Annotated in this window: 22 protein-coding genes and 1 pseudogene; 12 read left to right on the forward strand and 11 right to left on the reverse strand. The window is 37.1% G+C overall.

Annotation, left to right across the window (positions count from 1 at the left end; genetic code table 11):
- From BN1068_RS23810 to BN1068_RS01165, 3 genes are all read right to left on the reverse strand, one after another.
- A partial coding sequence (locus BN1068_RS23810; protein WP_217697294.1) for a hypothetical protein occupies positions 1-289 on the reverse strand: 289 nt, incomplete at its 3' end.
- Positions 290-577: 288 nt separating this feature from the next.
- On the reverse strand, positions 578-1,102 hold the full coding sequence (lepB, locus tag BN1068_RS01160; protein WP_260052857.1) for a signal peptidase I: 525 nt from the start codon (positions 1,100-1,102) through the stop codon (positions 578-580).
- A 125-nt stretch (positions 1,103-1,227) separates the two neighbouring features.
- The gene (locus BN1068_RS01165; protein WP_077601014.1) at positions 1,228-2,385 is read right to left on the reverse strand and encodes an aminotransferase A; all 1,158 of its coding nucleotides are present in this window, start codon (positions 2,383-2,385) and stop codon (positions 1,228-1,230) included.
- Between the two features lie 111 nt (positions 2,386-2,496).
- Between BN1068_RS01165 and BN1068_RS01170 the strand changes: the two genes are divergently transcribed.
- Together BN1068_RS01170 and BN1068_RS23900 are read left to right on the forward strand one after the other, a co-directional pair.
- The gene (locus BN1068_RS01170; RefSeq protein ID WP_077601015.1) at positions 2,497-2,661 is read left to right on the forward strand and encodes an FbpB family small basic protein; all 165 of its coding nucleotides are present in this window, start codon (positions 2,497-2,499) and stop codon (positions 2,659-2,661) included.
- A 601-nt stretch (positions 2,662-3,262) separates the two neighbouring features.
- Positions 3,263-3,343, forward strand: a pseudogene (locus BN1068_RS23900) (YjcZ family sporulation protein); the annotation flags it as partial.
- Between the two features lie 78 nt (positions 3,344-3,421).
- On the opposite strand, the gene BN1068_RS01180 reads toward BN1068_RS23900, so the two are convergent.
- Positions 3,422-4,480 carry a TrkH family potassium uptake protein gene (locus tag BN1068_RS01180; RefSeq protein ID WP_077601016.1) on the reverse strand — a complete coding sequence of 353 codons (1,059 nt, stop codon included), beginning with the start codon at positions 4,478-4,480 and terminating at the stop codon, positions 3,422-3,424.
- 394 nt (positions 4,481-4,874) lie between these two features.
- Here BN1068_RS01180 and lepB (BN1068_RS01190) point away from each other — a divergent pair, with 394 nt between their 5' ends.
- Complete coding sequence (gene lepB, locus BN1068_RS01190) at positions 4,875-5,399, forward strand: signal peptidase I (protein ID WP_260052857.1); 525 nt, start codon at positions 4,875-4,877, stop codon at positions 5,397-5,399.
- 727 nt (positions 5,400-6,126) lie between these two features.
- A complete protein-coding gene (locus BN1068_RS01200; protein WP_077601019.1) occupies positions 6,127-6,459 on the forward strand; it encodes a hypothetical protein in 333 nt (110 codons plus the stop codon).
- Positions 6,460-6,577: 118 nt separating this feature from the next.
- On the opposite strand, the gene BN1068_RS01205 is transcribed toward BN1068_RS01200, so the two are convergent.
- The 3 genes from BN1068_RS01205 to BN1068_RS01215 all read right to left on the reverse strand — a co-directional run bounded on the left by BN1068_RS01205 (position 6,578) and on the right by BN1068_RS01215 (position 8,901).
- Positions 6,578-7,048, reverse strand: a complete 471-nt coding sequence (locus tag BN1068_RS01205; RefSeq protein ID WP_077601020.1) for a YkyB family protein — start codon at positions 7,046-7,048, stop codon at positions 6,578-6,580.
- Between the two features lie 256 nt (positions 7,049-7,304).
- A complete protein-coding gene (locus BN1068_RS01210; protein ID WP_077601021.1) occupies positions 7,305-7,877 on the reverse strand; it encodes an SCO family protein in 573 nt (190 codons plus the stop codon).
- Between the two features lie 178 nt (positions 7,878-8,055).
- On the reverse strand, positions 8,056-8,901 hold the full coding sequence (locus tag BN1068_RS01215) for a metallophosphoesterase (protein WP_077601022.1): 846 nt from the start codon (positions 8,899-8,901) through the stop codon (positions 8,056-8,058).
- A 367-nt stretch (positions 8,902-9,268) separates the two neighbouring features.
- Here BN1068_RS01215 and cbpB point away from each other — a divergent pair, with 367 nt between their 5' ends.
- The 7 genes from cbpB (at position 9,269) to BN1068_RS01250 (ending at position 17,171) form a co-directional block, all read left to right on the forward strand.
- Complete coding sequence (cbpB, locus tag BN1068_RS01220; RefSeq protein WP_077601023.1) at positions 9,269-9,718, forward strand: cyclic-di-AMP-binding protein CbpB; 450 nt, start codon at positions 9,269-9,271, stop codon at positions 9,716-9,718.
- A gap of 222 nt (positions 9,719-9,940) precedes the next feature.
- On the forward strand, positions 9,941-10,648 hold the full coding sequence (gene dapD, locus BN1068_RS01225; protein ID WP_175637036.1) for a 2,3,4,5-tetrahydropyridine-2,6-dicarboxylate N-acetyltransferase: 708 nt from the start codon (positions 9,941-9,943) through the stop codon (positions 10,646-10,648).
- 16 nt (positions 10,649-10,664) lie between these two features.
- Positions 10,665-11,783 carry an N-acetyldiaminopimelate deacetylase gene (locus BN1068_RS01230; protein ID WP_077601025.1) on the forward strand — a complete coding sequence of 373 codons (1,119 nt, stop codon included), beginning with the start codon at positions 10,665-10,667 and terminating at the stop codon, positions 11,781-11,783.
- Positions 11,784-12,141: 358 nt separating this feature from the next.
- Positions 12,142-12,582, forward strand: coding sequence for a TlpA family protein disulfide reductase (locus BN1068_RS01235; protein ID WP_077601026.1), 441 nt, complete (start codon positions 12,142-12,144; stop codon positions 12,580-12,582).
- A gap of 246 nt (positions 12,583-12,828) precedes the next feature.
- Positions 12,829-14,577: an ABC transporter ATP-binding protein gene (locus BN1068_RS01240; protein WP_077601027.1), complete on the forward strand. Its 1,749-nt coding sequence runs from the start codon at positions 12,829-12,831 to the stop codon at positions 14,575-14,577.
- Positions 14,578-14,691: 114 nt separating this feature from the next.
- Positions 14,692-16,422, forward strand: a complete 1,731-nt coding sequence (locus BN1068_RS01245) for an ABC transporter ATP-binding protein (protein WP_439822968.1) — start codon at positions 14,692-14,694, stop codon at positions 16,420-16,422.
- Positions 16,423-16,508: 86 nt separating this feature from the next.
- Positions 16,509-17,171 (forward strand): potassium channel family protein, encoded by a 663-nt coding sequence (locus tag BN1068_RS01250; protein ID WP_077601029.1) that lies wholly within the window; start codon positions 16,509-16,511, stop codon positions 17,169-17,171.
- A 95-nt stretch (positions 17,172-17,266) separates the two neighbouring features.
- Here BN1068_RS01250 and BN1068_RS01255 read toward each other — a convergent pair whose 3' ends face one another.
- From BN1068_RS01255 to def, 4 genes are all read right to left on the reverse strand, one after another.
- Positions 17,267-17,881: a class I SAM-dependent methyltransferase gene (locus tag BN1068_RS01255; RefSeq protein ID WP_077601030.1), complete on the reverse strand. Its 615-nt coding sequence runs from the start codon at positions 17,879-17,881 to the stop codon at positions 17,267-17,269.
- Positions 17,882-17,980: 99 nt separating this feature from the next.
- On the reverse strand, positions 17,981-19,648 hold the full coding sequence (gene rnjA / locus BN1068_RS01260; protein ID WP_077601031.1) for a ribonuclease J1: 1,668 nt from the start codon (positions 19,646-19,648) through the stop codon (positions 17,981-17,983).
- Between the two features lie 2 nt (positions 19,649-19,650).
- Positions 19,651-19,860 carry a DNA-dependent RNA polymerase subunit epsilon gene (locus tag BN1068_RS01265; RefSeq protein ID WP_077601032.1) on the reverse strand — a complete coding sequence of 70 codons (210 nt, stop codon included), beginning with the start codon at positions 19,858-19,860 and terminating at the stop codon, positions 19,651-19,653.
- A 538-nt stretch (positions 19,861-20,398) separates the two neighbouring features.
- Positions 20,399-20,950: a peptide deformylase gene (def, locus tag BN1068_RS01270; protein ID WP_077601033.1), complete on the reverse strand. Its 552-nt coding sequence runs from the start codon at positions 20,948-20,950 to the stop codon at positions 20,399-20,401.
- Positions 20,951-21,471: 521 nt separating this feature from the next.
- Between def and BN1068_RS01275 the strand changes: the two genes are divergently transcribed.
- Positions 21,472-22,143, forward strand: a complete 672-nt coding sequence (locus tag BN1068_RS01275; protein WP_254846681.1) for a YkyA family protein — start codon at positions 21,472-21,474, stop codon at positions 22,141-22,143.
- Positions 22,144-22,687: the final 544 nt, after the last annotated feature.

The following is a 22,687-nucleotide window of genomic DNA, read 5'->3' on the forward strand; positions in this document are numbered from 1 at the left end:
GGCAACGCCTCAGCCTCCTCAGAAGGAGATCACTTCTTGCGGGGTCTTCACCTGTTGCTTTTCCCGCAGGAGTCGACTTCCCTTCGCTCCCATCTAAGAAGAAATAAGTTTTATTTACTTTTTTACAAAGAAATAAAGCTAATTTTAGCGGAAGAAATACACGGAGACTCCTGTGGGAATGCGCAGTGGGAAGACCCCGCAGAAAAAAAGTGCTCTTCTTTTTTTCGAGGAGGCTGAGCTCAAGCCCACGGAAAGCGTAGTGTATTTCTGCAGCGGCTGACTTCAGCATTTTTATATACTTTCTTATCTTTGAACAAAAGCGCAGAGCGCCTGCTTAAAACGTAGAGATTGGAGCGGCGCAACTGAGATAAAGGAAACACGGTGAGGTAACGAACCGATGTTGACTTATCGTAGGGCGCGACGTGAAATCTCCTAGTTTTTGGCGCTCGGAGCTGGATGCGGCTGTTTTTCTATAAATAGTTATCCACAAGGCAATAATTCTATAATTTCCTAGACAATAAAAAAAGCAGAAAGTTGCTTCCTTTTTCTTCAAGTAAAAGGAAGCAGCTTTCTGCTTTTATTCTACCCGGCCAAATTCACTGAAAGGGTAGATAATTAATTCGGATTTGCCGATAATATCATCCCGCGGGATAAATCCGAGTCCATTTCGGCTGTCTTTACTGATTAACCGGTTATCCCCCATGACAAAATAATTGTCTTCAGGAATTTCTATAGGGCCAAAATTATTGGTTTGTGCAATTACTTCATCGCTTAAAAAATGCTGCTGATAGGCTTCACCATCAATATACAACTGACTATTTTGAATTTCTATCGTTTCGCCGGGCATCCCGATCACACGTTTTACGTAGTTTTTAGGAGGCTGATGAATAATTACAATATCACCGCGGTCGGGTTCATAGATAGAATAAACAACCTTATTAAAAATCACACGTTCCCCATCCTGAAGGGTGGGATACATACTTTCTCCTTCTACAATTGAAGTGGCAAAAATAAAAGTCCTGAGAAAAAGGGCAAGCATGATGGTAATAACAATTGCCTTGAACCAGCCTATCCATTCTTTTTTTTGATTGATATTTTCCACTTGCTCATCTCCAAAAAGTCCATAATCTTCCCTTATCGTAGCATGTTTAAGTGATCCGGCGCAAACATGCCAGTTGGAGAGCCCTCAAAGAACGGGGAAGGGCTCTCCCGTGTCAGGCAACTGCTTTATCTTTTTGCTGATAAGTACGCTTCTAACCGGTCTAAGCCTTCTTTTAAAATAGTTTCATGATATGCATAGCTTAAACGCATATAGCCTTCTCCATAACTTGAGAAGCTGCTGCCGGGAACAAGGGCAAGCTTGGCATCACGAACGAGAGAGAGACCAAGATCAAATGAATTCATGTTGTTTAACTGCAGCTTAGGGAAGATATAAAAGGCTCCCTGTGGCCGTTCAACATCTAATCCCATGTTTATTAGGCGTTCATAGACATAATCTCTGCGTTCTTTATAAACCTGTTTAATATGCGCCGTGTGCTGCTGATAAGTTGTCAGAGCTTCTAATGCGGCATATTGGCTGATGGAAGCAGCGCACGATACATTATATTGATGCACCTTTAGCATTTGTCCGGATAACCACTCTGGAGCAAGTGTGTAGCCTATACGAAAGCCTGTCATTGAATGTGATTTAGAAACGCCGTTGATAACGATTGTCTGATTTTTTAAATCGGGAATTGAAGCAATCGACGCATGATCAAAATCAAATACAATTTCACTGTAAATTTCATCAGATAAAATAAATATTTCTTTTTCTTTAAGCACCTCGGCAAGAGCCTGTAATTCCACCTTTGAATATGCCGCACCTGTCGGGTTAGACGGAGACGGGAGCACAACACATTTCGTTTTTTCTGTTATGGCATTCGTTAAAATTTCTGGAGTAAATTTAAATCCTGTATTTGCTGTATTGACATGAACCGGTTTGGCATTTGCCAATGTGATGAGCGGTTCATAACCAGGATAGATTGGACTTGGTAAAATGACCTCATCGCCTGGTGTGAGAATGGTTCGAAAAGTAATATCAATTGCTTCAGATGCACCAGCAGTAACAATAATTTCTGTTTCCGGCTGATAAGTCAGGTCATAATTTGTCTGATAATAGGTATGTATTGCTTTTCGCAGCTCAAGAATCCCCTGATTTGGTGTATACGTTGTGAAGTTATTTTCAATCGCCTGTATTCCTGCTTTTTTTACATTATCAGGGGTATGGAAGTCCGGCTGTCCGATAGTTAAAGAAACGACATCCTTTTCACCAGATACGAGATTAAAAAATTTTCGAATTCCTGATATTTCAATATTTTGTACATTACTGTTTATTAAATTCTTCAACAAAATCACCTTCACTTAGAAAAATATAAAAATTTCAATAAATGTTCAAATAATTTGGATTAATATGAACGAATACGGGTATAATAAAAGATATAGAAAGGAGAATACAGCATGCGTCCAAGATCACTTAATTTTGAACAACTGGTTGATATGAACAGACAAGAATTATTAAACGATGAAAAAAGTATATCACAAATTGAAGAGAAATTAGAAAAGAAACAAGAAGCTTTTTTACTGGCTCATAAAAAGAATAAAGATGAATTAACCGCTGAGTAAGGAAACCCTTGCTAAAGCGGTTTTTTTACTGTCTAGGAAATTATAGAATTATTGCCTTGTGGATAACTATTTATAGAAAAACAGCCGCATCCAGCTCCGAGCGCCAAAAACTAGGAGATTTCACGTCGCGCCCTACGATAAGTCAACATCGGTTCGTTACCTCACCGTGTTTCCTTTATCTCAGTTGCGCCGCTCCAATCTCTACGTTTTTAAGCAGGCGCTCTGCGCTTTTGTTCTTCTGAATAAACTATTCTTTATCCATAACACAAAAACCAATATTTAATACAAGAATCCCAAAACAAACCACACCAAAAAGCATTTCCATCCCCAAGCACTCCCTTCACATATGTACATACTATTATTTAATATACCTATTCTAATACCATCTTATCAATATCCTGACATAAAATAAAGAAAAAAATGTGATTGCATGTTTTTCTGCACTGCAATTACCTGAACGATAGCATTCGGTTCCGAGAAAAACTGGGTAAACGTCTATACACATTTTATCTATCTGCATACAGTAATACTGTAAGTTCAGGAGGTGAAAAGCATGGGCTATGGATATGGTGGTGGCTACGGTTATGGTGGCGGCTATGGCGGCGGCTACGCTGGCGGCTTTGCGTTGATTGTTGTTCTTTTCATTTTACTAATCATCGTAGGAGCTGCATTTTACTGCTAATCAAAAAATGGCTTGTGCTGAAGGCACAGGCCATTTTATTTTACATGATCAACATTTTCCCCTTTTTCAATGGCTGCTTTAACCAATAATAATTCTTTCCTTCGGATAATTAAATTTTGCAGGATCCTTTTTACGTTTAAATATCATTAGAAAGGTAAGTATACCAACCCGGCCAATAAACATTAATATCATCAATATAATTTTACTGACTGCGGATAACTCATCTGTAATTCCCAGAGAAAGACCAACTGTTCCAAAAGCGGAGGTTACTTCAAAAATAACCGCATCCAGAGAAACCGGTTCTAACAGAGTAAGTATAATGATAGATGAAAACACAACGATAATTGCAAAAAAAGTTACGGTAACAGCTTTATTTAAATCGACTTCATAAATCTCTCTATGAAATATTTTAACGCTTCTCCCGCCCCGGATAAATGTAAATAGAAAAATAAGAACCAAGGCAAAGGTCGTTGTCCGGATTCCTCCTCCGGCACTGCTAGGGGATGCTCCGATAAACATTAATGCTGACATAAATAAATGATTTGTATCCGATAATAAATTCAAATCCATTGTGGCCAGTCCACCACTTCTTGTTGTAACAGATTGAAACAAAGCATAAAATAATGACTCATGCCAGCTGACATCTTTAAAAAATCCATGAAGATCAAACAAAAAAATTCCGGCAGCCCCAACCAGTATCAGACAAAAAAAGGTTGTTGTTGTCAGCTTTGTAAATAAACTAAAATGAAATTGGTTTTTTAATTTTCTTTTATGAAATAAATATTCCTTCACTTCAATAATCACCGGATAGCCGATGGCACCAACAATAATGAGTATCATACACATAAATTGGACAAAATAATCAGATTGATATGGAATCAGGGATTGCCCGGTAATATCAAAACCGCCGTTAGACACAGAACTGATCACAAAGAAAAAACCATGTAATAATGCTTCACCAGCCGAAGAGTAATACTTCATAAAATAGAGCGCGATGATAATGAAAAAAACAGCTTCAATCGCCAGCAATACATAAACAATATTTTTAATTAATCTTACCATACCATCAAAATGGGTTTGATTCTGGTCAGTCATAATCATATTTCTTTCTCTAAAGCCAATCCGCTTTCCTAACATAATCCAGANTTCCAATCTCTACGTTTTAAGCAGGCGCTCTGCGCTTTTGTTCAAAGATAAGAAAGTATATAAAAATGCTGAAGTCAGCCGCTGCAGAAATACACTACGCTTTCCGTGGGCTTGAGCTCAGCCTCCTCGAAAAAAAGAAGAGCACTTTTTTTCTGCGGGGTCTTCCCACTGCGCATTCCCACAGGAGTCTCCGTGTATTTCTTCCGCTAAAATTAGCTTTATTTCTTTGTAAAAAAGTAAATAAAACTTATTTCTTCTTAGATGGGAGCGAAGGGAAGTCGACTCCTGCGGGAAAAGCAACAGGTGAAGACCCCGCAAGAAGTGNGCCGGATCACTTAAACATGCTACGATAAGGGAAGATTATGGACTTTTTGGAGATGAGCAAGTGGAAAATATCAATCAAAAAAAAGAATGGATAGGCTGGTTCAAGGCAATTGTTATTACCATCATGCTTGCCCTTTTTCTCAGGACTTTTATTTTTGCCACTTCAATTGTAGAAGGAGAAAGTATGTATCCCACCCTTCAGGATGGGGAACGTGTGATTTTTAATAAGGTTGTTTATTCTATCTATGAACCCGACCGCGGTGATATTGTAATTATTCATCAGCCTCCTAAAAACTACGTAAAACGTGTGATCGGGATGCCCGGCGAAACGATAGAAATTCAAAATAGTCAGTTGTATATTGATGGTGAAGCCTATCAGCAGCATTTTTTAAGCGATGAAGTAATTGCACAAACCAATAATTTTGGCCCTATAGAAATTCCTGAAGACAATTATTTTGTCATGGGGGATAACCGGTTAATCAGTAAAGACAGCCGAAATGGACTCGGATTTATCCCGCGGGATGATATTATCGGCAAATCCGAATTAATTATCTACCCTTTCAGTGAATTTGGCCGGGTAGAATAAAAGCAGAAAGCTGCTTCCTTTTACTTGAAGAAAAAGGAAGCAACTTTCTGCTTTTTTTATTGTCTAGGAAATTATAGAATTATTGCCTTGTGGATAACTATTTATAGAAAAACAGCCGCATCCAGCTCCGAGCGCCAAAAACTAGGAGATTTCACGTCGCGCCCTACGATAAGTCAACATCGGTTCGTTACCTCACCGTGTTTCCTTTATCTCAGTTGCGCCGTTCCAATCTCTACGTTTTAAGCAGGCGCTCTGCGCTTTTGTTCAAAGATAAGAAAGTATATAAAAATGCTGAAGTCAGCCGCTGCAGAAATACACTACGCTTTCCGTGGGCTTGAGCTCAGCCTCCTCGAAAAAAAGAAGAGCACTTTTTTTCTGCGGGGTCTTCCCACTGCGCATTCCCACAGGAGTCTCCGTGTATTTCTTCCGCTAAAATTAGCTTTATTTCTTTGTAAAAAAGTAAATAAAACTTATTTCTTCTTAGATGGGAGCGAAGGGAAGTCGACTCCTGCGGGAAAAGCAACAGGTGAAGACCCCGCAAGAAGTGGTCTTCTTCTGAGGAGGCTGAGGCGTTGCCCGCGGAAAGCGACTTCCCACAGCGGACATCTCCTTGGCTAGAACACCAGTATTTTAAAGACCAAGTGATTTCCTTGGTTTTTCTTATTTGTATAAAATAAATCAGCCGTGACTAAACTAGATAGAAGCAGAAACAGGAGGAAAGGTGAGAATGGAGAATATGTTGCTATCAGGTATTATATCTATCGGAAATATTGGGATTAATTCTGTTTATGTTTATCTCGGTATGATGCTTCTATGCAGTGCAGCAGTTTACTATATGGTGAAAAAATTATATAAATGGGCAATTAAAAAACAAATGCTGCGATTTCTATCTTATATTGGTGCAAGTACCGTTATAATAAGTTTAACTATTATTCTAGCTGTACTTCAGGAAAGAGATGCGTGGCAATTTTTAAAGGCAGCTGTACAAAGTCTGGCTTTTTTAGGAATCAGCCTGGCTATTTTTCCATTGCTGCATCAATTTTTATTAAAAAGAAAATAAATATACCCGGCAGGCATATCACACCTGTTTAAAATGGATACGAAGCCTGTACATAAGGAAAACAGCGCTCATTACTAATTTATTGCTTTTGTAATAATTGTCTGAGGCTGCTATTTCCTTATTTCTTTTTAGAACGTACAGGCGGCCACTCCATTTTACCCAATGAGGAAGGGACGTAATAGCTGGAACGCTGTTTCTTGGCTGAAGCAGACTTTGGTTTTTCCTGTTTCCAGTTAATATATTGGCAGACAAGCCGCTTTGCCTGAGATAAAGACATTTTTACCGGGGGATTTCGGTAGGTTTGATCTAATGAACCTAAATGCTCGAGCTGCTTTAAATCCTCTTTTGCAGGAGGAATATGGAAACAATAGTCTCCAACTTTAATAAGTACAGTAGAATGTTGATTACTAAGCTTTGGATGATTAGAAAAATGCAGCCCTTTTTTAAAAGCTTTCTTCTCTTTTAATAATTGTTCAATAGCCTGTTTTTTTAATTGATATAATTGCTTCGGTTCAGGAGCTGTTTTAGCATGCTTATTGATTACAAATAAGGCTTGCGCTATCTTTTGAACCTCAACGTCATGTTTCATTTTCAAGTCTCTCCCTTTTAAAAAAGGATTTAAATCAATTTATTTCAATTATTACTCTACCTTAAACTTTATACAATTTCAATACTATATCAAAATAAATGCGAACAAATGCACTTATTTTGTTTGTAGGTAATAAAGTTTGAGTGGAAAAGCAAAAAACCGCATTTTCATAAATGCGGTCTTATAGCGTTATAAAGCGAAATATAACCTTTCTGAATCTGGAAAGAGCTGCTTTCATTTTAAATAGCAGGATTGCTTAATTTACTTTTTTTAAATCAGCAAGGATAGTATCCATATTTTTCATTTCCACACCATCATATTTTTTAACAACCTCTCCTTCAGGGCTGACTAAGAAAAAGGACGTTCCGTGAATAACCTGATCATCTCCTTCACCTGGAGCCTGAACTAAATTTTTAAAATGCTTAATGGAAAATTCACGGATAGTTTCAAAGTCGTAGCCGGTTACGAAAGACCAGTTATCAAAGTTTGCATCATAATGGGAAGCATATTCCTTTAATATTTCTGGTGTATCATAATCCGGATCTACGCTAAAGGAAACAATCTTTGCATCAATACCCTCTTCCTCCATCATGGACTGCAAGTGAGCCATATTCTGAGTCATCGGCATACATACTGTTCGGCAATTGGTGAAAACGAAGTCAGCAATCCACCAATCTCCCTTTAAATCCTCCAGGGAAAGCTGTTCTTCATCCTGAGTTGTGTATTCAAAATCGGGAACCTGTTCTGACATGGTTGTTTCAATAGCATAACTTTGCCCGCATCCTGCCAATAGAAAAAATAAACCAATAAGTACTAAATATCGTCTCATATCATTAAATCCTTTCCCAACTATACTTATACTCATTATAGCATTGGATAAAATGTAGAGAAACCACCCCTTATGAAGGAATTATGACATTTCAGTACGTGTTTCAAACAGTCCCGATATAAAAGAACAAAAGATTCGCTGCGTTATTTTATGAAACTTCTGTCTCCAAAAAATAGTATCAGGAATGAAGTGTAAATACATGCAGTTCAGGTCTGCATAAAAATCGGTATGGTAAACGGGTTGTTCCAATGCCGCTATTTACATAAAGGGTCAATTTATCTGAAATAGTATATTTTCCCTGTACATATTTTTCTGCATACGCAGGGGTATATAAATCACCGATAAATGGCAGACGAACCTGTCCTCCATGACTGTGCCCCGATAATTGAATATCCACTGGATAATTTTTCACTGTATCTGCAAGATCAGGTTCATGTGCAAGCAGAATAGTAAAGTCAGAATCTGTACGTTCCTCCAAAGCCCGGCTAATATCTGGTTTTCCAAGCATAGCATCATCGAGCCCTGCTAAGATAAAGGATGCGTCTTTCCGTTGGATGCGGGATGAACTGTTTTGCAGTAATGTAAAATCAGCCGCCTCAAATGTTTCATGTAAAATATCCGTTCCATAGCCTCCATGATCATGGTTTCCATAAATCCAAAATTTCCCCTCTGGCGCATCTAATTGCTGTAATAGCTGGATTAGCTTATCATTCCAATGATAATTATTAGGGTCATCAACCAGGTCTCCCGTGAACAGAATGATATCAGGCTTCAGATTGTTAATTTTTGAAACGAGTGATTCTAATTGTTCTATTTCATAATGAAAACCTAAATGTGTATCGGAAAATTGGACAATTTTAAATTGATTAAAAGCTGCGGGGATTTGCGGAGAATTAATAGATTCTTCCGTGATTGTAAGTAAAGAAGGCTCAATCTCACGAGCATAAAAATAAGTACCGCCACTTAAACCCAGTAATGTTAACAAGCTTCCTAGAGACCTTTTTAAAAATGTTCTGCGATTCATTGTATAATTTCCTTTCTGATAACCTGTTATAAAAATTATAGCACGGATAGAGCGCTTTTTTCATTTGGAAAATCATTAATTTACACAGGAAGATTAGAGAACGTTAAAAGTAACCAGATCCTGGCACTTTAAGACCTTGCTGATGCAATAATCGTGAGAGAAAAGCAGAAGTGTGTTAAACTGGTAATGTGTGTATGAATAAAATAAAAATGAAATATAATTTAAAATGGAAGTTTATGTATAATTGTTTCAGGGTATAAAGCACATGGGCTTAGCTGCAACAAAATGAATCAGATATACAAGAAAAGTTTTAAAAGAATAATCAATTTACTAATACAAATGTTTATATAAAAAGGGGGCAAATAAGGTGAGTGCAACGCAAGATAAACAGTTAGCAGATATTAAGTTAGGTGAAGTACTTATTCCTGCTGAGAAAGTGGCACATGTCCAGCTCAATAATCCTTTAGAACACGCATTACTGGTATTAATGAAATCCGGCTATACAGCAGTCCCGGTACTTGATTCAGCTTATAAATTCGCGGGAATTATCGGTAAAACAGCTATCCTTAATGAAGTGCTGGGGATAGAAAGCTTTGAAATGGAACGCTTATCAGAAATAAGGGTAATGGATGCAATGGCAAGTGACGTGCCGACCTTAACAAGAGAAAATAATTTATTAGATGGTCTTAACGCTTCGATTGACCATCCATTTGTCTGTTTAGTAGATGCAGATGGATATTTTGATGGTATCCTGACAAGAAGGGCCATATTAAAGCAAATGAAGAAAGATATCTATATGAATGTATACAAAAAATAATTACAAAACCTCTATGATGTGGAAGAGCGATCATTTTATTCCGCATCATGGAGGTTTTTTATGTGCCTGATTTTAAGCAGTAAACGCTCTGTTCAGCAGAATAGAGATTATTTAAAAGTCAGGGACCTTTTAAATAATCATAACTGCATTATATTAGTTGCCGATGAAGGTAGCGTCTGCTAAAGTAATAAAGAGATTATAAAAATGGAGGAATAGTTAATTATGGATGCAAATGAAATTATACAATTTATTTCTAATAGCAAGAAAAGTACCCCGGTAAAAGTGTATGTGAAAGGAAATTTAGACAAGCTTCCTGAGCAAGACGGGATTAAAGCATTTGTTGATGCAAAAAGCGGCACACTATTTGGCGAGTGGAAAGCAATAGAAGCATTTCTAAAAGAAAATGAATCTATTATTGAAGACTATGTTATAGAAAATGATCGCCGTAATTCTGCGATTCCAATGCTGGACTTAAAAAATATCAATGCACGTATCGAGCCGGGCGCAATTATTCGTGACCAGGTAGAGATCGGCGATGGTGTTGTCATTATGATGGGCGCATCGATTAATATTGGCTCTGTTATCGGTGAAGGAACAATGATTGATATGAATGCTGTCCTTGGCGGGAGAGCTACAGTAGGAAAGAACTGCCATATTGGCGCCGGTACTGTATTGGCTGGTGTTATTGAGCCGCCTTCTGCAAAACCGGTTATTGTAGAGGATGATGTTGTCATCGGAGCGAATGTTGTTGTTCTTGAAGGAATTACTGTTGGAAAAGGTTCGATTGTAGCAGCAGGATCTATTGTTACAAAGGATGTAGAACCAAATACATTAGTAGGTGGAACGCCTGCACGTGTTTTAAAAGAAATTGACGAGCAGACCAAATCTAAAACGGAAATTAAGCAAGAGCTTCGTAAATTAGATAATTAAGGCAGATGAATAGTATATGACAGCATTTGATTTGCAAACCGTCCGCAGGGAGCTGCATCAAATTCCTGAATTAGGCTTCAAAGAGGAGAAGACGCAAAAGTATCTGCTTGAGAAGATTCAGGAAATGGCGACAGATCGTGTTGACATTAAAACCTGGCGGACCGGTATCTTAGTACATGTATCTGGAACCAATCCGGAAAAGCGAATCGGTTTTCGGACGGATATAGACGGGCTTCCAATTTTAGAAGACACAGGCTTTGATTTCTCTTCCACACATGCTGGAAAAATGCATGCCTGTGGACATGACTTTCACATGACGATTGCATTGGCGGCTCTCCGTAGACTGATTGACCAGCCTGTAAAAGATAATGTTCTATTTATTTTTCAGCCGGCAGAGGAAGGTCCGGGCGGAGCAAAGCCAATGATTGCATCAAAGGAATTTCTTGATTGGAAACCGGACACTATTTTTGCACTGCATATCGCACCGGAGTTACCAGTCGGTCAGGTATCTTCAAAGCCAGGGCTTCTATTCGCTAATACAAGTGAGCTATTTATTGATTTTAAAGGTCTTGGCGGACATGCTGCCTATCCGCATTTGACAAGGGATATGACAGTAGCAGCAAGTAACTTTGTTGTGCAGCTGCAGCAAATTGTTTCCAGAGGGCTGAATCCTTTAGATGGTTCCGTGATTACGATAGGGAAAATGGAGAGCGGATTTGTACAAAATGCAATCGCTGAGACCGCGAGACTAGAAGGAACCATCCGGACAACAGAAGCTTCTTCCATTATATTGGTAAAGGAAAAGCTTGAGAAACTAATCAAAGGTTTTGAAATAGCGTATGATTGTGAGATAGATGTAGATTATGGATCTAACTATTATCAAGTGGTGAATGATGGAAAATATGTCGAGCTGTTTAAAGAATCCTTAGCAGGTACAGAAATTGAATATATTCAGGCCTCTGCAGCGATGACTGGAGAAGATTTTGGAGATATGTTAAAAGTAATCCCCGGATTTATGTTCTGGCTTGGTGTAGATTCACCATACGGACTTCATCACGCAAAACTGGCTCCGAATGAAGCAGCGCTTTCTGTTGGAGTGGAAGCAGTAGAAACATTTATCCGGTCATTTGATTAATGTTTTGCTGGAGATAGATGCATTACAAAAGATAAAAAGACTTTCTTGTTTTTTCAAAGGAAAGTCTTTTTTCTGATCCTCTCGTAATTCTTCTCGTCTAAATTAAATATTTACTTCACTTATAAGTGTATGCGTATTATTTTCTGTATCACTGAAAAATACCATCCACTTCCTTCCCAGTGAAATTGAGGACTTTTTGCATGCAGGATGAAATTTGTTGAACGAGTTTGAGTCATAATAAAATCTCCATATGTTTTTGTCTATATTATACAGAAAATTGAATATAATAAAAATAAATACATAGATTTTTTGCCTTTATCATATATCAGTTAGAGAGTAAAAAATAAGGAGTGACATCATGCAGATTTATGATATTCTTCCTGACTTAACCCAAATTAAACGCTTGCCCGGCAGCAATCAGTCTCTTTTATCGTCAAGCGGAAGGCCAATTCTCGTTATTTTTTGGTCTGTAAACTGTTCATCCTGCAGTAATTTTTTAAAACAGCTGGCTGAGGTTCCGGAAATTAAAGCAAAGAAAGTTATTCCAATTTTAATTCATATATATTTAGATAAGGAACAGATAAGCTTATCAGCAATAAAGAATAAGCTGGATCAGCTGCACTTTGATGCGGTTTCTTTAGATGATACAGAGGACCGGCTGGCAGCCATATTTCAATTCCGTTATGTACCCGCGTTATATTTGTTTGATAAACAGGAAAGGCTCCGGTTTAAGCAAAGCGGCAAATCTTCTACAAACTTAATGGAACAGCGTTTAAAGCGGCTATTAAACGAAAAGTAAGAAAAAATATCTCTGTTCTTAATAGAATGGAGTTTTTTTGTTGTGGCAGTAAAAAAGAGTTTCAAAGATATGGATAATAAACGAATTATTCAGAACTATTCGAGGCAATTCATTTCTTTAAATAGGTATATTGATGGAAAAAAACTTTTTTAAAAAAATTTTCAAAAAAATAGCGCAAAACAGTAGAAATTTATTTCGGAAACCGTTATATTAGTTATTACGGAAAAGTGAAAGGGGGAATAAATTTTGAATATTTTTAAAAAATTAAAGCGTTTTTATTGGCCGTATAAGAAGTACTTTATTTGGTCAATTATTGGTATGCTTATCGTTACAGTTATTACAGTCGTTTATCCAATTATACTTCAAATCACAATTGATGAAGTAGTTGCTGAACAGAGATATGGACTGATTCCTTATATCTGTGGAGCCTTTTTAGGCTTAATGATGATAAAAGGGGTATCCACTTTTTTCTTTCAGTATCTGGGCGATCTATTTGGAATGACTGCTGTATATAAGCTGCGTGAATCGTTATATGATAAGCTGCAGGCGCTTGCATTTAAGTATTATGATAATGCAAAAACAGGGGATATTATGTCCCGGCTGACTGCAGATGTGGAAGGGTTCCGTTTCTTTCTCTCAGTCGGTTTTGCAGAATTGATCCGAGTTGTTTCTTTGATGCTGATAAGTATTTCAGTTATGTTTTATTATTCTATTCCTCTAGCACTTATAACAATGGCTGCAATGCCGTTTCTGGCATTTGTTGTTTATAAATTTGATAAACAGGTACATCCGGCCTTTCGCAGAATCAGACGTTCTTTTGGGAGATTAAATACAAGGGTACAGGAAAACATAAGCGGAATGAATACAGTTAAGTCATTATCAAGAGAAGATTTTGAGATTGGCAGATTCTCTGAAAGTAATGATAATTATCGGCAAAAATATTTGTTTACATCCAGTTTGTGGGCAAAGTATTTCCCGGTAATGGAATTTATCGGGAATGTCAGTGCAGTTGTTTTATTAGCATTCGGTGGTATTTTTGTAATAAACGGCTCCATGACGACAGGAGAATTAATGGCATTTTTCAGCCTTGTCTGGTTCATTATGGGACCACTTATGAATTTAGGATTTATCATTAACCAATTTTCTCAGGCAAAGGCATCCGGAGAGCGGCTGCTGGAGATTCTGGAAGCACATGAAGACGTCGAAGAAAAACCTGATGCCATCGATAAAGAGATTCAGGGTCATGTAACATTTAAGAATGTGACGCTCACATATATTGAAGATGATGATGAAGCGTTGAAGCATATCAGCTTCGATGCCCCACCCGGCAAGACGATTGGTTTAATCGGTGCAACTGGTTCCGGGAAAACAAGTATTACACAGCTGCTTACACGATTCTATGAGCCGGAGGAAGGAGAAGTCCTCGTTGACGGGCGTCCCGTTTCAGACTATAAGCTGAAAAGCCTTCGCAGTCAAATCGGATTTGTATTGCAGGAGCCATTCCTGTTCTCCACAACAATTAAAGAAAATATTTCTTATGGTACCCCCGGAATTAAAGATGAAGATATTATAGCTGCGGCAAAAATGGCACAAGCACATGATTTTATTATGGAGCTTCCGGACGGATATGATACGCTTCTGGGAGAGAGGGGAATGGGTCTGTCTGGCGGTCAGAAACAGCGGATAGCAATTGCCCGCGCAATTTGTATTGACCCGAGTATTCTCGTTTTAGATGATGCAACATCTGCAGTTGACATGCAAACAGAGCATAAAATTCAAAAGGCACTGCGGGAAGTAATGAAGAACCGTACTTCTTTTATTATTGCACACCGTATTTCTTCTTTGAAGCATGCAGATGAAATTTTAGTGCTGGAGGACGGCGAAATTGTCGAACGGGGCACCCATGATTTCTTATTAAATAATAATGGACCTTATGAACGTATTTATAATATCCAATATCAGGACCGCGAAGAAATTATGAGCGTGGCCCATTAAAGGGGGTGGAGAATCTTGTCCAAAGTAAAAGAAACTAAAAAGCAAAGTAAACATTTAGAGAGGTTTCATTATACAGTAGATCAGGCAATTGAGAAGCCGTTTAACTGGAAGCAGATGTGGAGATTACTTCAGTTTTTGAAGCCATACTCAAAAACATACTTGCCGGGTGCGATTATGGCGATGTTTGTTGCTACTGCTGTCCGGTTAGCTATACCTATATTAATCGGTAAAGTAGCTGTAGATATAGCAATTGCCCAAAGCGATACTAATCTATTAGTCTATCTCGTAGCAGGTATTGCAATCCTTTATATAATCAGTTTTATTGCCAACCGTTTTCGGATAAAGTGGGTTAATATCCTGGGACAGAATGTAATTTATGATTTAAGACAAAAGCTGTTTTCTCATGTTCAGAGACTTTCCCACCGCTTTTTTGATACTCGTTCAGCAGGATCAATACTTGTACGGATTTTAAATGATATCAATTCCTTACAGGAACTTTTTACAAACGGGATTATTAATCTGTTGATGGATATTTTAATGTTAAGTGGAATTATTATTATTCTTTTCATCATGAGTCCGCCTTTAGCTTTGGCTGTTGTGATTGTTATTCCGCTGATGTTTATTATATCTACCACATTAAGAAGAAAAATAAGACGTTCCTGGCAAATGGTCCGTCTGCAGCAATCCAGAATGAATTCGCATTTAAATGAAGGGCTTCAAGGTATGCGTATTACCCAATCCTTCTCACAGGAAAAAGAAAATGCAGAATTCTTTGATGGAGTGAACAGCGGTTATTTTAACAGCTTCCGCGATGCAGCGAAAAAAAGTGCATTCTTCAGACCGCTTGTGGATATCTGCGATGCAGCAGGAACCATCATACTAATTGCGTTTGGCTCTTATTTAATTCTTAATGGAACAATTGAATTAGGAACATTTATTTCTTTTGCCTTTTTCCTGGGGATGTTCTGGGAGCCTATTTCCAGACTGGGACAGATGTACAATCAGCTGTTAATGGCAATGGCGTCATCAGAACGTATTTTTGAGTTCCTGGATGAACAGCCTAATGTTGCTGAAAAAGAAAATGCTTATGAAATTGAAAAAATGGATGGGAAAATTGAATTTGATCAAGTAGAATTTGCTTATAATGCGGATCGTTTAGCTTTAAAGAAAATTTCCCTGGATATTCAGGCGGGGCAGACGATTGCCTTAGTCGGCCATACAGGAAGCGGTAAATCGACCATTGCCAATCTGATAAGCCGCTTCTATGATCCTACATCCGGTTCGGTAAAAGTCGATGGCCACGATCTGCGTGATGTCACGTTAGACAGCTTAAGGCAGCGGATCAGTGTAGTCCTTCAGGATACGTTTATTTTTTCAGGAACCATCATGGAAAATATTCGTTTTGGACGGCCGGATGCAACGGATGAAGAAGTAAAAGAAGCAGCAAAGGTTGTCGGTGCAGATAGTTTTATCAGCCGTTTAGCGAATGATTATGAGACAGAAGTAGAAGAACGGGGAAATATTTTATCTGCTGGAGAAAGGCAATTATTATCCTTTGCAAGAGCTTTGCTGGCAAATCCAAGTATTATTATATTGGATGAAGCAACAGCCAGTATTGATACAGAATCAGAAGTAAAAATCCAAAAGGCTCTGAAAAGATTGTTAAAAGGAAGAACTTCTATTATAATTGCGCATCGTCTGTCCACTATAAGAGAAGCAGACTGTATTTATGTTCTGGAACAAGGCAAGGTTTTAGAGTATGGAAGCCACCAAGAGTTAATGCAGCAGCATGGAAAATATTATGATCTTGTGAAATCACAGTTTACAATGCTGGATGCAATGTAGTAGAAAGAAAGGGAACAGTTGATTAAACTGCTCCCTTTCTTTTATGCTATATGTTAATATAAATAGCAGAAGAATGGAGGTTTCATATGAAAAAGGATTTTGCAGTTATTGGGCTAGGCAGATTTGGAGGCAGCATTTGTAAGGAACTGAGCGATAAAGGAATGCATGTTCTGGCTATTGATTTGGATGAAGCTAAAGTGAATGAATATAAAAATATTGCTTATCATTCCGTTGTACTGGATGCAACCGATGAAGATGCATTGAAAGAAATCGGAATTACAAATTTTGACCATGTTATCGTCGCTATCGGTGAAAATATTCAAGCAAGTATTTTGACAGCCGTTATATTAACTGATTTGGATATAAAAAGAATTACTGTCAAAGCACAGAATGATTATCATGATAAAATATTAAACCGGATTGGCGTCCATCATGTTGTTCACCCGGAACGGGATATGGGAAAAAGGTTAGCACACAGCTTTATCTCAAATAATATCTTAGAGTATCTGGAGCTGTCCAATGAGTACAGTATTGTAGAGGTTATTGCCGGCAGGAAAATGATTGGAAAGACTCTAATCTCACTTGATGTCCGGGCGAAGTTTGGATGTAATATTGTTGCAATAAAAAGCGGCTCAGAAATTGATGTTTCGCCTGAAGCGGACAAGCCTTTAAAAGAAGGGGATATACTTATAATTATAGGAGCAGATCATGATATTAACAGGTTTGAAAAAGCCTTGATTTTTGACTGAAAATAAAAGAACCTTCCATTAGTGAAAGCTTCTTTTATTTTAATTCATTATAGAGAAAAAGAGCTTCAGTCTTTGAAATATATATACTAAAAAAATTAATCGCTCAGGCGGTAGATAACGATTCGTTCATCCGGATTCAGCCAATAAGCTTTTAGTTTTATCTCCATGAATAAATCAAATGGACTGTAGTAATCAAGAAATTGAATATAACTTTCGTGTGGATAATATAAGATAATATCTACTTCTCTTGGTATATTCTCTACAGATTTTTGGATGTTAGAGATAATATGTTTAAAAATTTGCACAGAAAAAGGATTGAAAAAGTAAAACCGGTTATCCTGAGGTTTAATTTGATATTCTTCAGCTAAACAACAGATAAATTGGATCTCGGACCCGTCGCTTTTAGAGCTTATTAATTGCTTATATGCTTGTAAATTATGCTCGGCATCATTAAAAAAATCTGAATCCATTTCAATTCCAGTAACAGATATATGCTGAAAATAATGAAGATAAAAAGGTAACCGTCCTTTTCCGCAGCCAAAGTCAATAACAGAGTCCTGCTTATCAAAGGTATAAGTTTTAGTTAATCTTTCCAAAGCACTGTATGGGGTAGGTTCATAAGGGTTGTAGTGATGTGATTCAGGATATATCGTTTTTTTATTTTCCATAGTATGAATATTTAACAGCTTATCATAATATTTATCTTTCATTGCTTATACCTCTTTCTAAATAGACAACAGTGTTTGAATCATTTAAAGAAAGCTTCATTCACCTCATAAATTGTTTGAGGCGAATGAAGCTTTTGTTCTTTAAATTTCCATAATGATTGGTAATACCATTGGACGACGCTTTGTTTTCTCATATAGGAACGGAGCAATCGTATCTGTAATTTCATTTTTAATTTCAGACCATTGTGTTGTCCGGCGTTCCATTACTTTTTCTAAATGCTTGGCAACAAGCTTTTGTGCATCGTTGATGAGGTCCTCAGATTCACGCATATAAACAAAGCCGCGGGAAATGATATCTGGACCTGCTTCAATTTTAAATTCCTTCATATTAATACTTACAACGACAATAACTAATCCTTCTTCCGAAAGAATTCGTCTGTCTCTCAGAACAATATTTCCGATATCGCCAATGCCACTTCCATCTACATAAATAGAACCGGACGGGATTTTACCTGCAATTGAAGCTTGTTCTTTTCCAAGAGCCAGTACATCGCCATTATCCATGATAAACGAATGATTTTCTTCAACTCCGCATAATTCAGCTAATTTGGTATGTTCTTTTAACATGCGGTATTCACCATGAATCGGCATGAAATATTTTGGCTTGATTAAGCGCAGCATAAGCTTCTGCTCTTCTTGACTTCCGTGACCGGATGTATGAATATTGCTCAGTTTCCCATGAATAACATCTGCTCCTGCACGATACAGCTTATTAATTGTTCTGCTAACGCTGACAGTATTTCCAGGGATTGGTGATGATGAAAATACAACCGTGTCTCCAGGAATTAATTGAATTTGACGATGCGTTCCATTGGCAATTCGGGAAAGAGCTGCCATTGATTCGCCTTGTGAACCGGTACAGAGGATCGTTACTTCATTTGCCGGAAGACGATTAATTTGGTTTCCTTCAATAAACGTATCTTTTGGAGCTTGGATATAACCCAAATCCAGACCGATGTTTATTGCGGATTCCATACTTCTTCCAAAGACAGCTACTTTACGGTTATGCTTAACGGCTGCTTCAACAACTTGCTGTAATCTATAGATATTAGACGCAAATGTAGCAAATATCAGTCTGCCATCAACACGGCTGAATATATCTTGGATGCTTTCACCAACAACGCTTTCAGACATTGTAAATCCAGGTACTTCACTATTCGTACTATCGGATAGAAGACATAACACCCCTTCTTCGCCAATTTGAGCCATTTTAGAAAGGTTTGCAGGTTCGCCGACAGGGGTAAAGTCAAATTTGAAATCACCTGTATGCACAATATTTCCAGGCGGTGTTTTTACAACGACCCCAAATGAATCTGGAATACTGTGTGTCGTACGGAAAAAGCTTACGGAAGTCTTACGGAATTTAATAACATCATCTTCTTGAATGGAAATTAGCTTTGTGCTGCGTAATAAACCATGTTCTTCCAGTTTATTACGGATTAAACCGATTGCTAATTTTCCAGCATAAATTGGCACATTAATTTGTTTTAATAAAAATGGGATTCCACCAATGTGATCTTCGTGACCGTGTGTTACAAAAAGACCTTTAATTTTATCTTGGTTTTGTACAAGATAGGTGTAGTCCGGAATGACATAGTCAATACCAAGAAGCTCATCCTCCGGGAATTTAATTCCTGCATCAATAAGGATGATTTCGTCTTGGAACTGAACTGCATACGTATTTTTACCGATTTCCCCAAGTCCGCCAAGGGCAAATACAGCAGTCTGATCATTTTTCACAAACTTCATTATTATACGTTCTCCAATTCGAACTTGCCAGTACTTTTTTCGTATTCGAGATGTGCCTCATCTAATACTTGAATGTACTCAATGTTAATGTTACGGTCACTAATTTTGGATCTTGCTTCTCTTAAGGATTGCGCTTCTATATAAAGGCTCTCCGTGCGTTCTCTTACAGGCACTTGATTTTGTGATGCCTGATATAATACTTTAAAAATCATTTCATCTCTCCTTTAAAATTTAAAAACTTTATTTCATCAGGGTTATTATTTCGATGTGTTATATTCCGTTATAAAAGGTAAGTTTCCGTCAGCTCACCTGAAAAATGGCTTTTACCGTTAAAAATTATTGTTTGGCGGTTTAATTATTTATTAGTAGTTGGTACACGCCCCTCTTTGCCCAGTAAATCCTTTAAACGTTTTTTGAGTTTCTCTTTAAGACGTTTCAGCATAAGGACTCACTTCTCCTTCCGATAATTTAGAAAAGCAAATTTAACCCTCTACCGTCCAATCCTCTTATCTATAGTATAGTACGAAATTGGAAAGAATTAAATAAAAAACGATAAATAATTAGAAAAACTCGAGTTTACCTCTCTTTTTTTGAGCGGATAAACTCGTTTTTTATAAGGTCTTTCCTAGAAAGGCCGTGCTTTGACGTTATAATAAATAATTGTCTGAGCGAATCGTATAAACTATTTCTATCATCGTCTAAATCAACAAAATTATACAGTTTTGAAAAGAAATATCATTTAGATCTCCGTCAGCTTATCTCGATTGCATTATCCGGAATAGCGAAAGGATTGTTTTCATTGATCCGATCAAAAAACATAACACCATTCAAATGATCGATTTCATGCTGGAATACAACAGCTGGATAATCTTTCAGCCGGAGCTTCACAGGATTATCATTAATATCTGTTGCAGTTATTGTAATACGGGCATGTCTTGGGACATATCCTTCTATTACACGGTCAACAGATAAACAACCTTCTCCATTTTGTAAATAGGACTGCTCTACAGAATGGCTGATAATTTTAGGGTTGGCTAATCCCATGCTGTATTTTTTCCCTTTACTGTCTTCAAAGTGCAGTGCAATCAATTGCTTTTCTACACCCAGCTGTGGTGCTGCCAGGCCGACTCCGGCTCTTAAATTATATTGTTCGGCAATTTCGTCATCTTGACTGTTTTTTAGGAATTGAAGCATGTCTCCTAATAACTGTTTATCATCTTCGGATAATGGAACATCGACCTTTGCTGCTTTTTTAGTTAAAGAAGGGTGTCCTTCTCTGACAATATCATTCATTGTTATCATGTTTATGACTCCTTTTATAGATTTATCTTTATAATTCAACTTTCGCACCTAAGAATAAACACACTAACCTTGCTGTTCCAAGATGTACATGGTCTCTATTAACATACTTGCTTTTAGTTAACTTATCTTTTTATATTTTGAACAGGTTATTGTGTATAGCTTCCGCTCCGGCCAACCACTCCGCTTTACACTTTACCTTCTATCTTTGTTAACAGATATATGGAAGAGATGATCAACCCCTGTTTCTATGAATAGGAAGTTTCTTTTTAAAGTGCGAAAGTTGAGTTTATAACACATTAAAAATTTATGTTAGACAAGTCTGTTGCTTATAGTAACACATATTTGAATGAAGGTTATTTCATATTATAAAATAGGAGAAGAAGATGTAAAAGCTTTTCGTCTTTTCTTCCCTGATTCGCAGTGAGTATGTTACAATTTTATTCATGTATAGATTAAAAAGCATCAGATTTTAAATGAACGATTAGAAAGAGAAAAGAAATATACATATTGGAGGTTTTTTTGTGTCAAAAAAGATTTATATGTTTGCAATCATTATTTCATCTTTACTGTTAGTTACCGCATGCAGTAGTAAATCTTCTGAAGAAAAAATACATGATCATTTGGAAGAAGCGATTAATTTGGAAGAAGATTACGAAACGCTTCAAGGAGAAATTGGCGAGCTTGAACTGCAGGAGAAAGAAATATTTAATCAGATTGTGGATTTAGATATGGAGCAATTTGATGAAATTCAGAAAAAGTCAAAGGAAGCGGTTGAGCTCTCTAATCAGAAACAGGAGAAGCTGGGTGAAGAAAGGGAAAGTATAGAAGCATCAGAGGAAGAGTTTGTCCAGGTTGAATCTATTATTACAGATTTAGAGGATGAAAATGTAAAGCAGGATGCGGAAGAAATGTATGAGATTATGACAAACCGCTACGCAGCATATTATGATTTGAACGATACTTATCAAACTTCTGTAGAGCAGGAAATAGAACTATATGAAATGCTGCAGCTGGAAGAACTTGAACAGGAAGAAGTAACAGCTCATTTAGAAGCCCTAAATGAAAATTACGAAAAAATTATTTCATTAAACGAAGAATTTAATCAATTGACAGCAGAATACAACGATGCAAAACGTGCATTTTATGAGGCTTCTGACCTGAATGTGAGCTATGAAGACGAAACAGATGAATAAGCAAAATGATAAGACACCCTATACCGTTGCAATAATGGTATAGGGTGTTATTTTTATTAAATAGTAATACAGACGGGTATTTTTATAAGAGGATATTCAAAAAGTGATATATAAGTTGATTCTTGCTCTTATTATTTGCAAAAAAAAACAGGTTTGATCCATTCGGGTGAATCGGGACCACATACTAGCGCTTAGGGACTTTTTGAACACGCTCTATAAAAAATATTTTTGAAAAGCAATTTGTTAAACTTCGAGACAAAACTAATACAGTTTTTTTGTTAAGTAATACAGTTTAAACGAAGAAGGATGAAGGAAGGAAAGTCCTTACAAAATATATTGAAAATCAAGAAACAAAGTGATTGACCATCATAAAAAAATGAGCTAAGATAAGAGAGGATAAAAATTGTATTACTTTCTATTGCTCGTCCTTTTAGAACAGTAATGATAAAATGGCACAGATTAAGAAATTCTGTATCAGGGTAAATGACTTTAGTATGTAATTTTTATTGTTTAAGGGTAGAATAGATAAAGAATACTTAATTTT

This window comes from Oceanobacillus sojae, from assembly GCF_900162665.1.
Taxonomy (GTDB): domain Bacteria; phylum Bacillota; class Bacilli; order Bacillales; family Amphibacillaceae; genus Oceanobacillus; species Oceanobacillus sojae_A.

Coding starts and splice junctions, on each gene's coding strand:
- BN1068_RS01170 (WP_077601015.1), top strand. CDS start 2,497: ATGCGTCCAAGATCACTTAATTTTGAACAACTGGTTGATATGAACAGA.
- BN1068_RS01180 (WP_077601016.1), bottom strand. CDS start 4,480: ATGTTAGGAAAGCGGATTGGCTTTAGAGAAAGAAATATGATTATGACT.
- BN1068_RS01200 (WP_077601019.1), top strand. CDS start 6,127: ATGGAGAATATGTTGCTATCAGGTATTATATCTATCGGAAATATTGGG.
- BN1068_RS01205 (WP_077601020.1), bottom strand. CDS start 7,048: ATGAAACATGACGTTGAGGTTCAAAAGATAGCGCAAGCCTTATTTGTA.
- BN1068_RS01210 (WP_077601021.1), bottom strand. CDS start 7,877: ATGAGACGATATTTAGTACTTATTGGTTTATTTTTTCTATTGGCAGGA.
- BN1068_RS01215 (WP_077601022.1), bottom strand. CDS start 8,901: ATGAATCGCAGAACATTTTTAAAAAGGTCTCTAGGAAGCTTGTTAACA.
- dapD (WP_175637036.1), top strand. CDS start 9,941: ATGGATGCAAATGAAATTATACAATTTATTTCTAATAGCAAGAAAAGT.
- BN1068_RS01230 (WP_077601025.1), top strand. CDS start 10,665: ATGACAGCATTTGATTTGCAAACCGTCCGCAGGGAGCTGCATCAAATT.
- BN1068_RS01235 (WP_077601026.1), top strand. CDS start 12,142: ATGCAGATTTATGATATTCTTCCTGACTTAACCCAAATTAAACGCTTG.
- BN1068_RS01245 (WP_439822968.1), top strand. CDS start 14,692: ATGTGGAGATTACTTCAGTTTTTGAAGCCATACTCAAAAACATACTTG.
- BN1068_RS01250 (WP_077601029.1), top strand. CDS start 16,509: ATGAAAAAGGATTTTGCAGTTATTGGGCTAGGCAGATTTGGAGGCAGC.
- BN1068_RS01255 (WP_077601030.1), bottom strand. CDS start 17,881: ATGAAAGATAAATATTATGATAAGCTGTTAAATATTCATACTATGGAA.
- rnjA (WP_077601031.1), bottom strand. CDS start 19,648: ATGAAGTTTGTGAAAAATGATCAGACTGCTGTATTTGCCCTTGGCGGA.
- BN1068_RS01265 (WP_077601032.1), bottom strand. CDS start 19,860: ATGATTTTTAAAGTATTATATCAGGCATCACAAAATCAAGTGCCTGTA.
- def (WP_077601033.1), bottom strand. CDS start 20,950: ATGATAACAATGAATGATATTGTCAGAGAAGGACACCCTTCTTTAACT.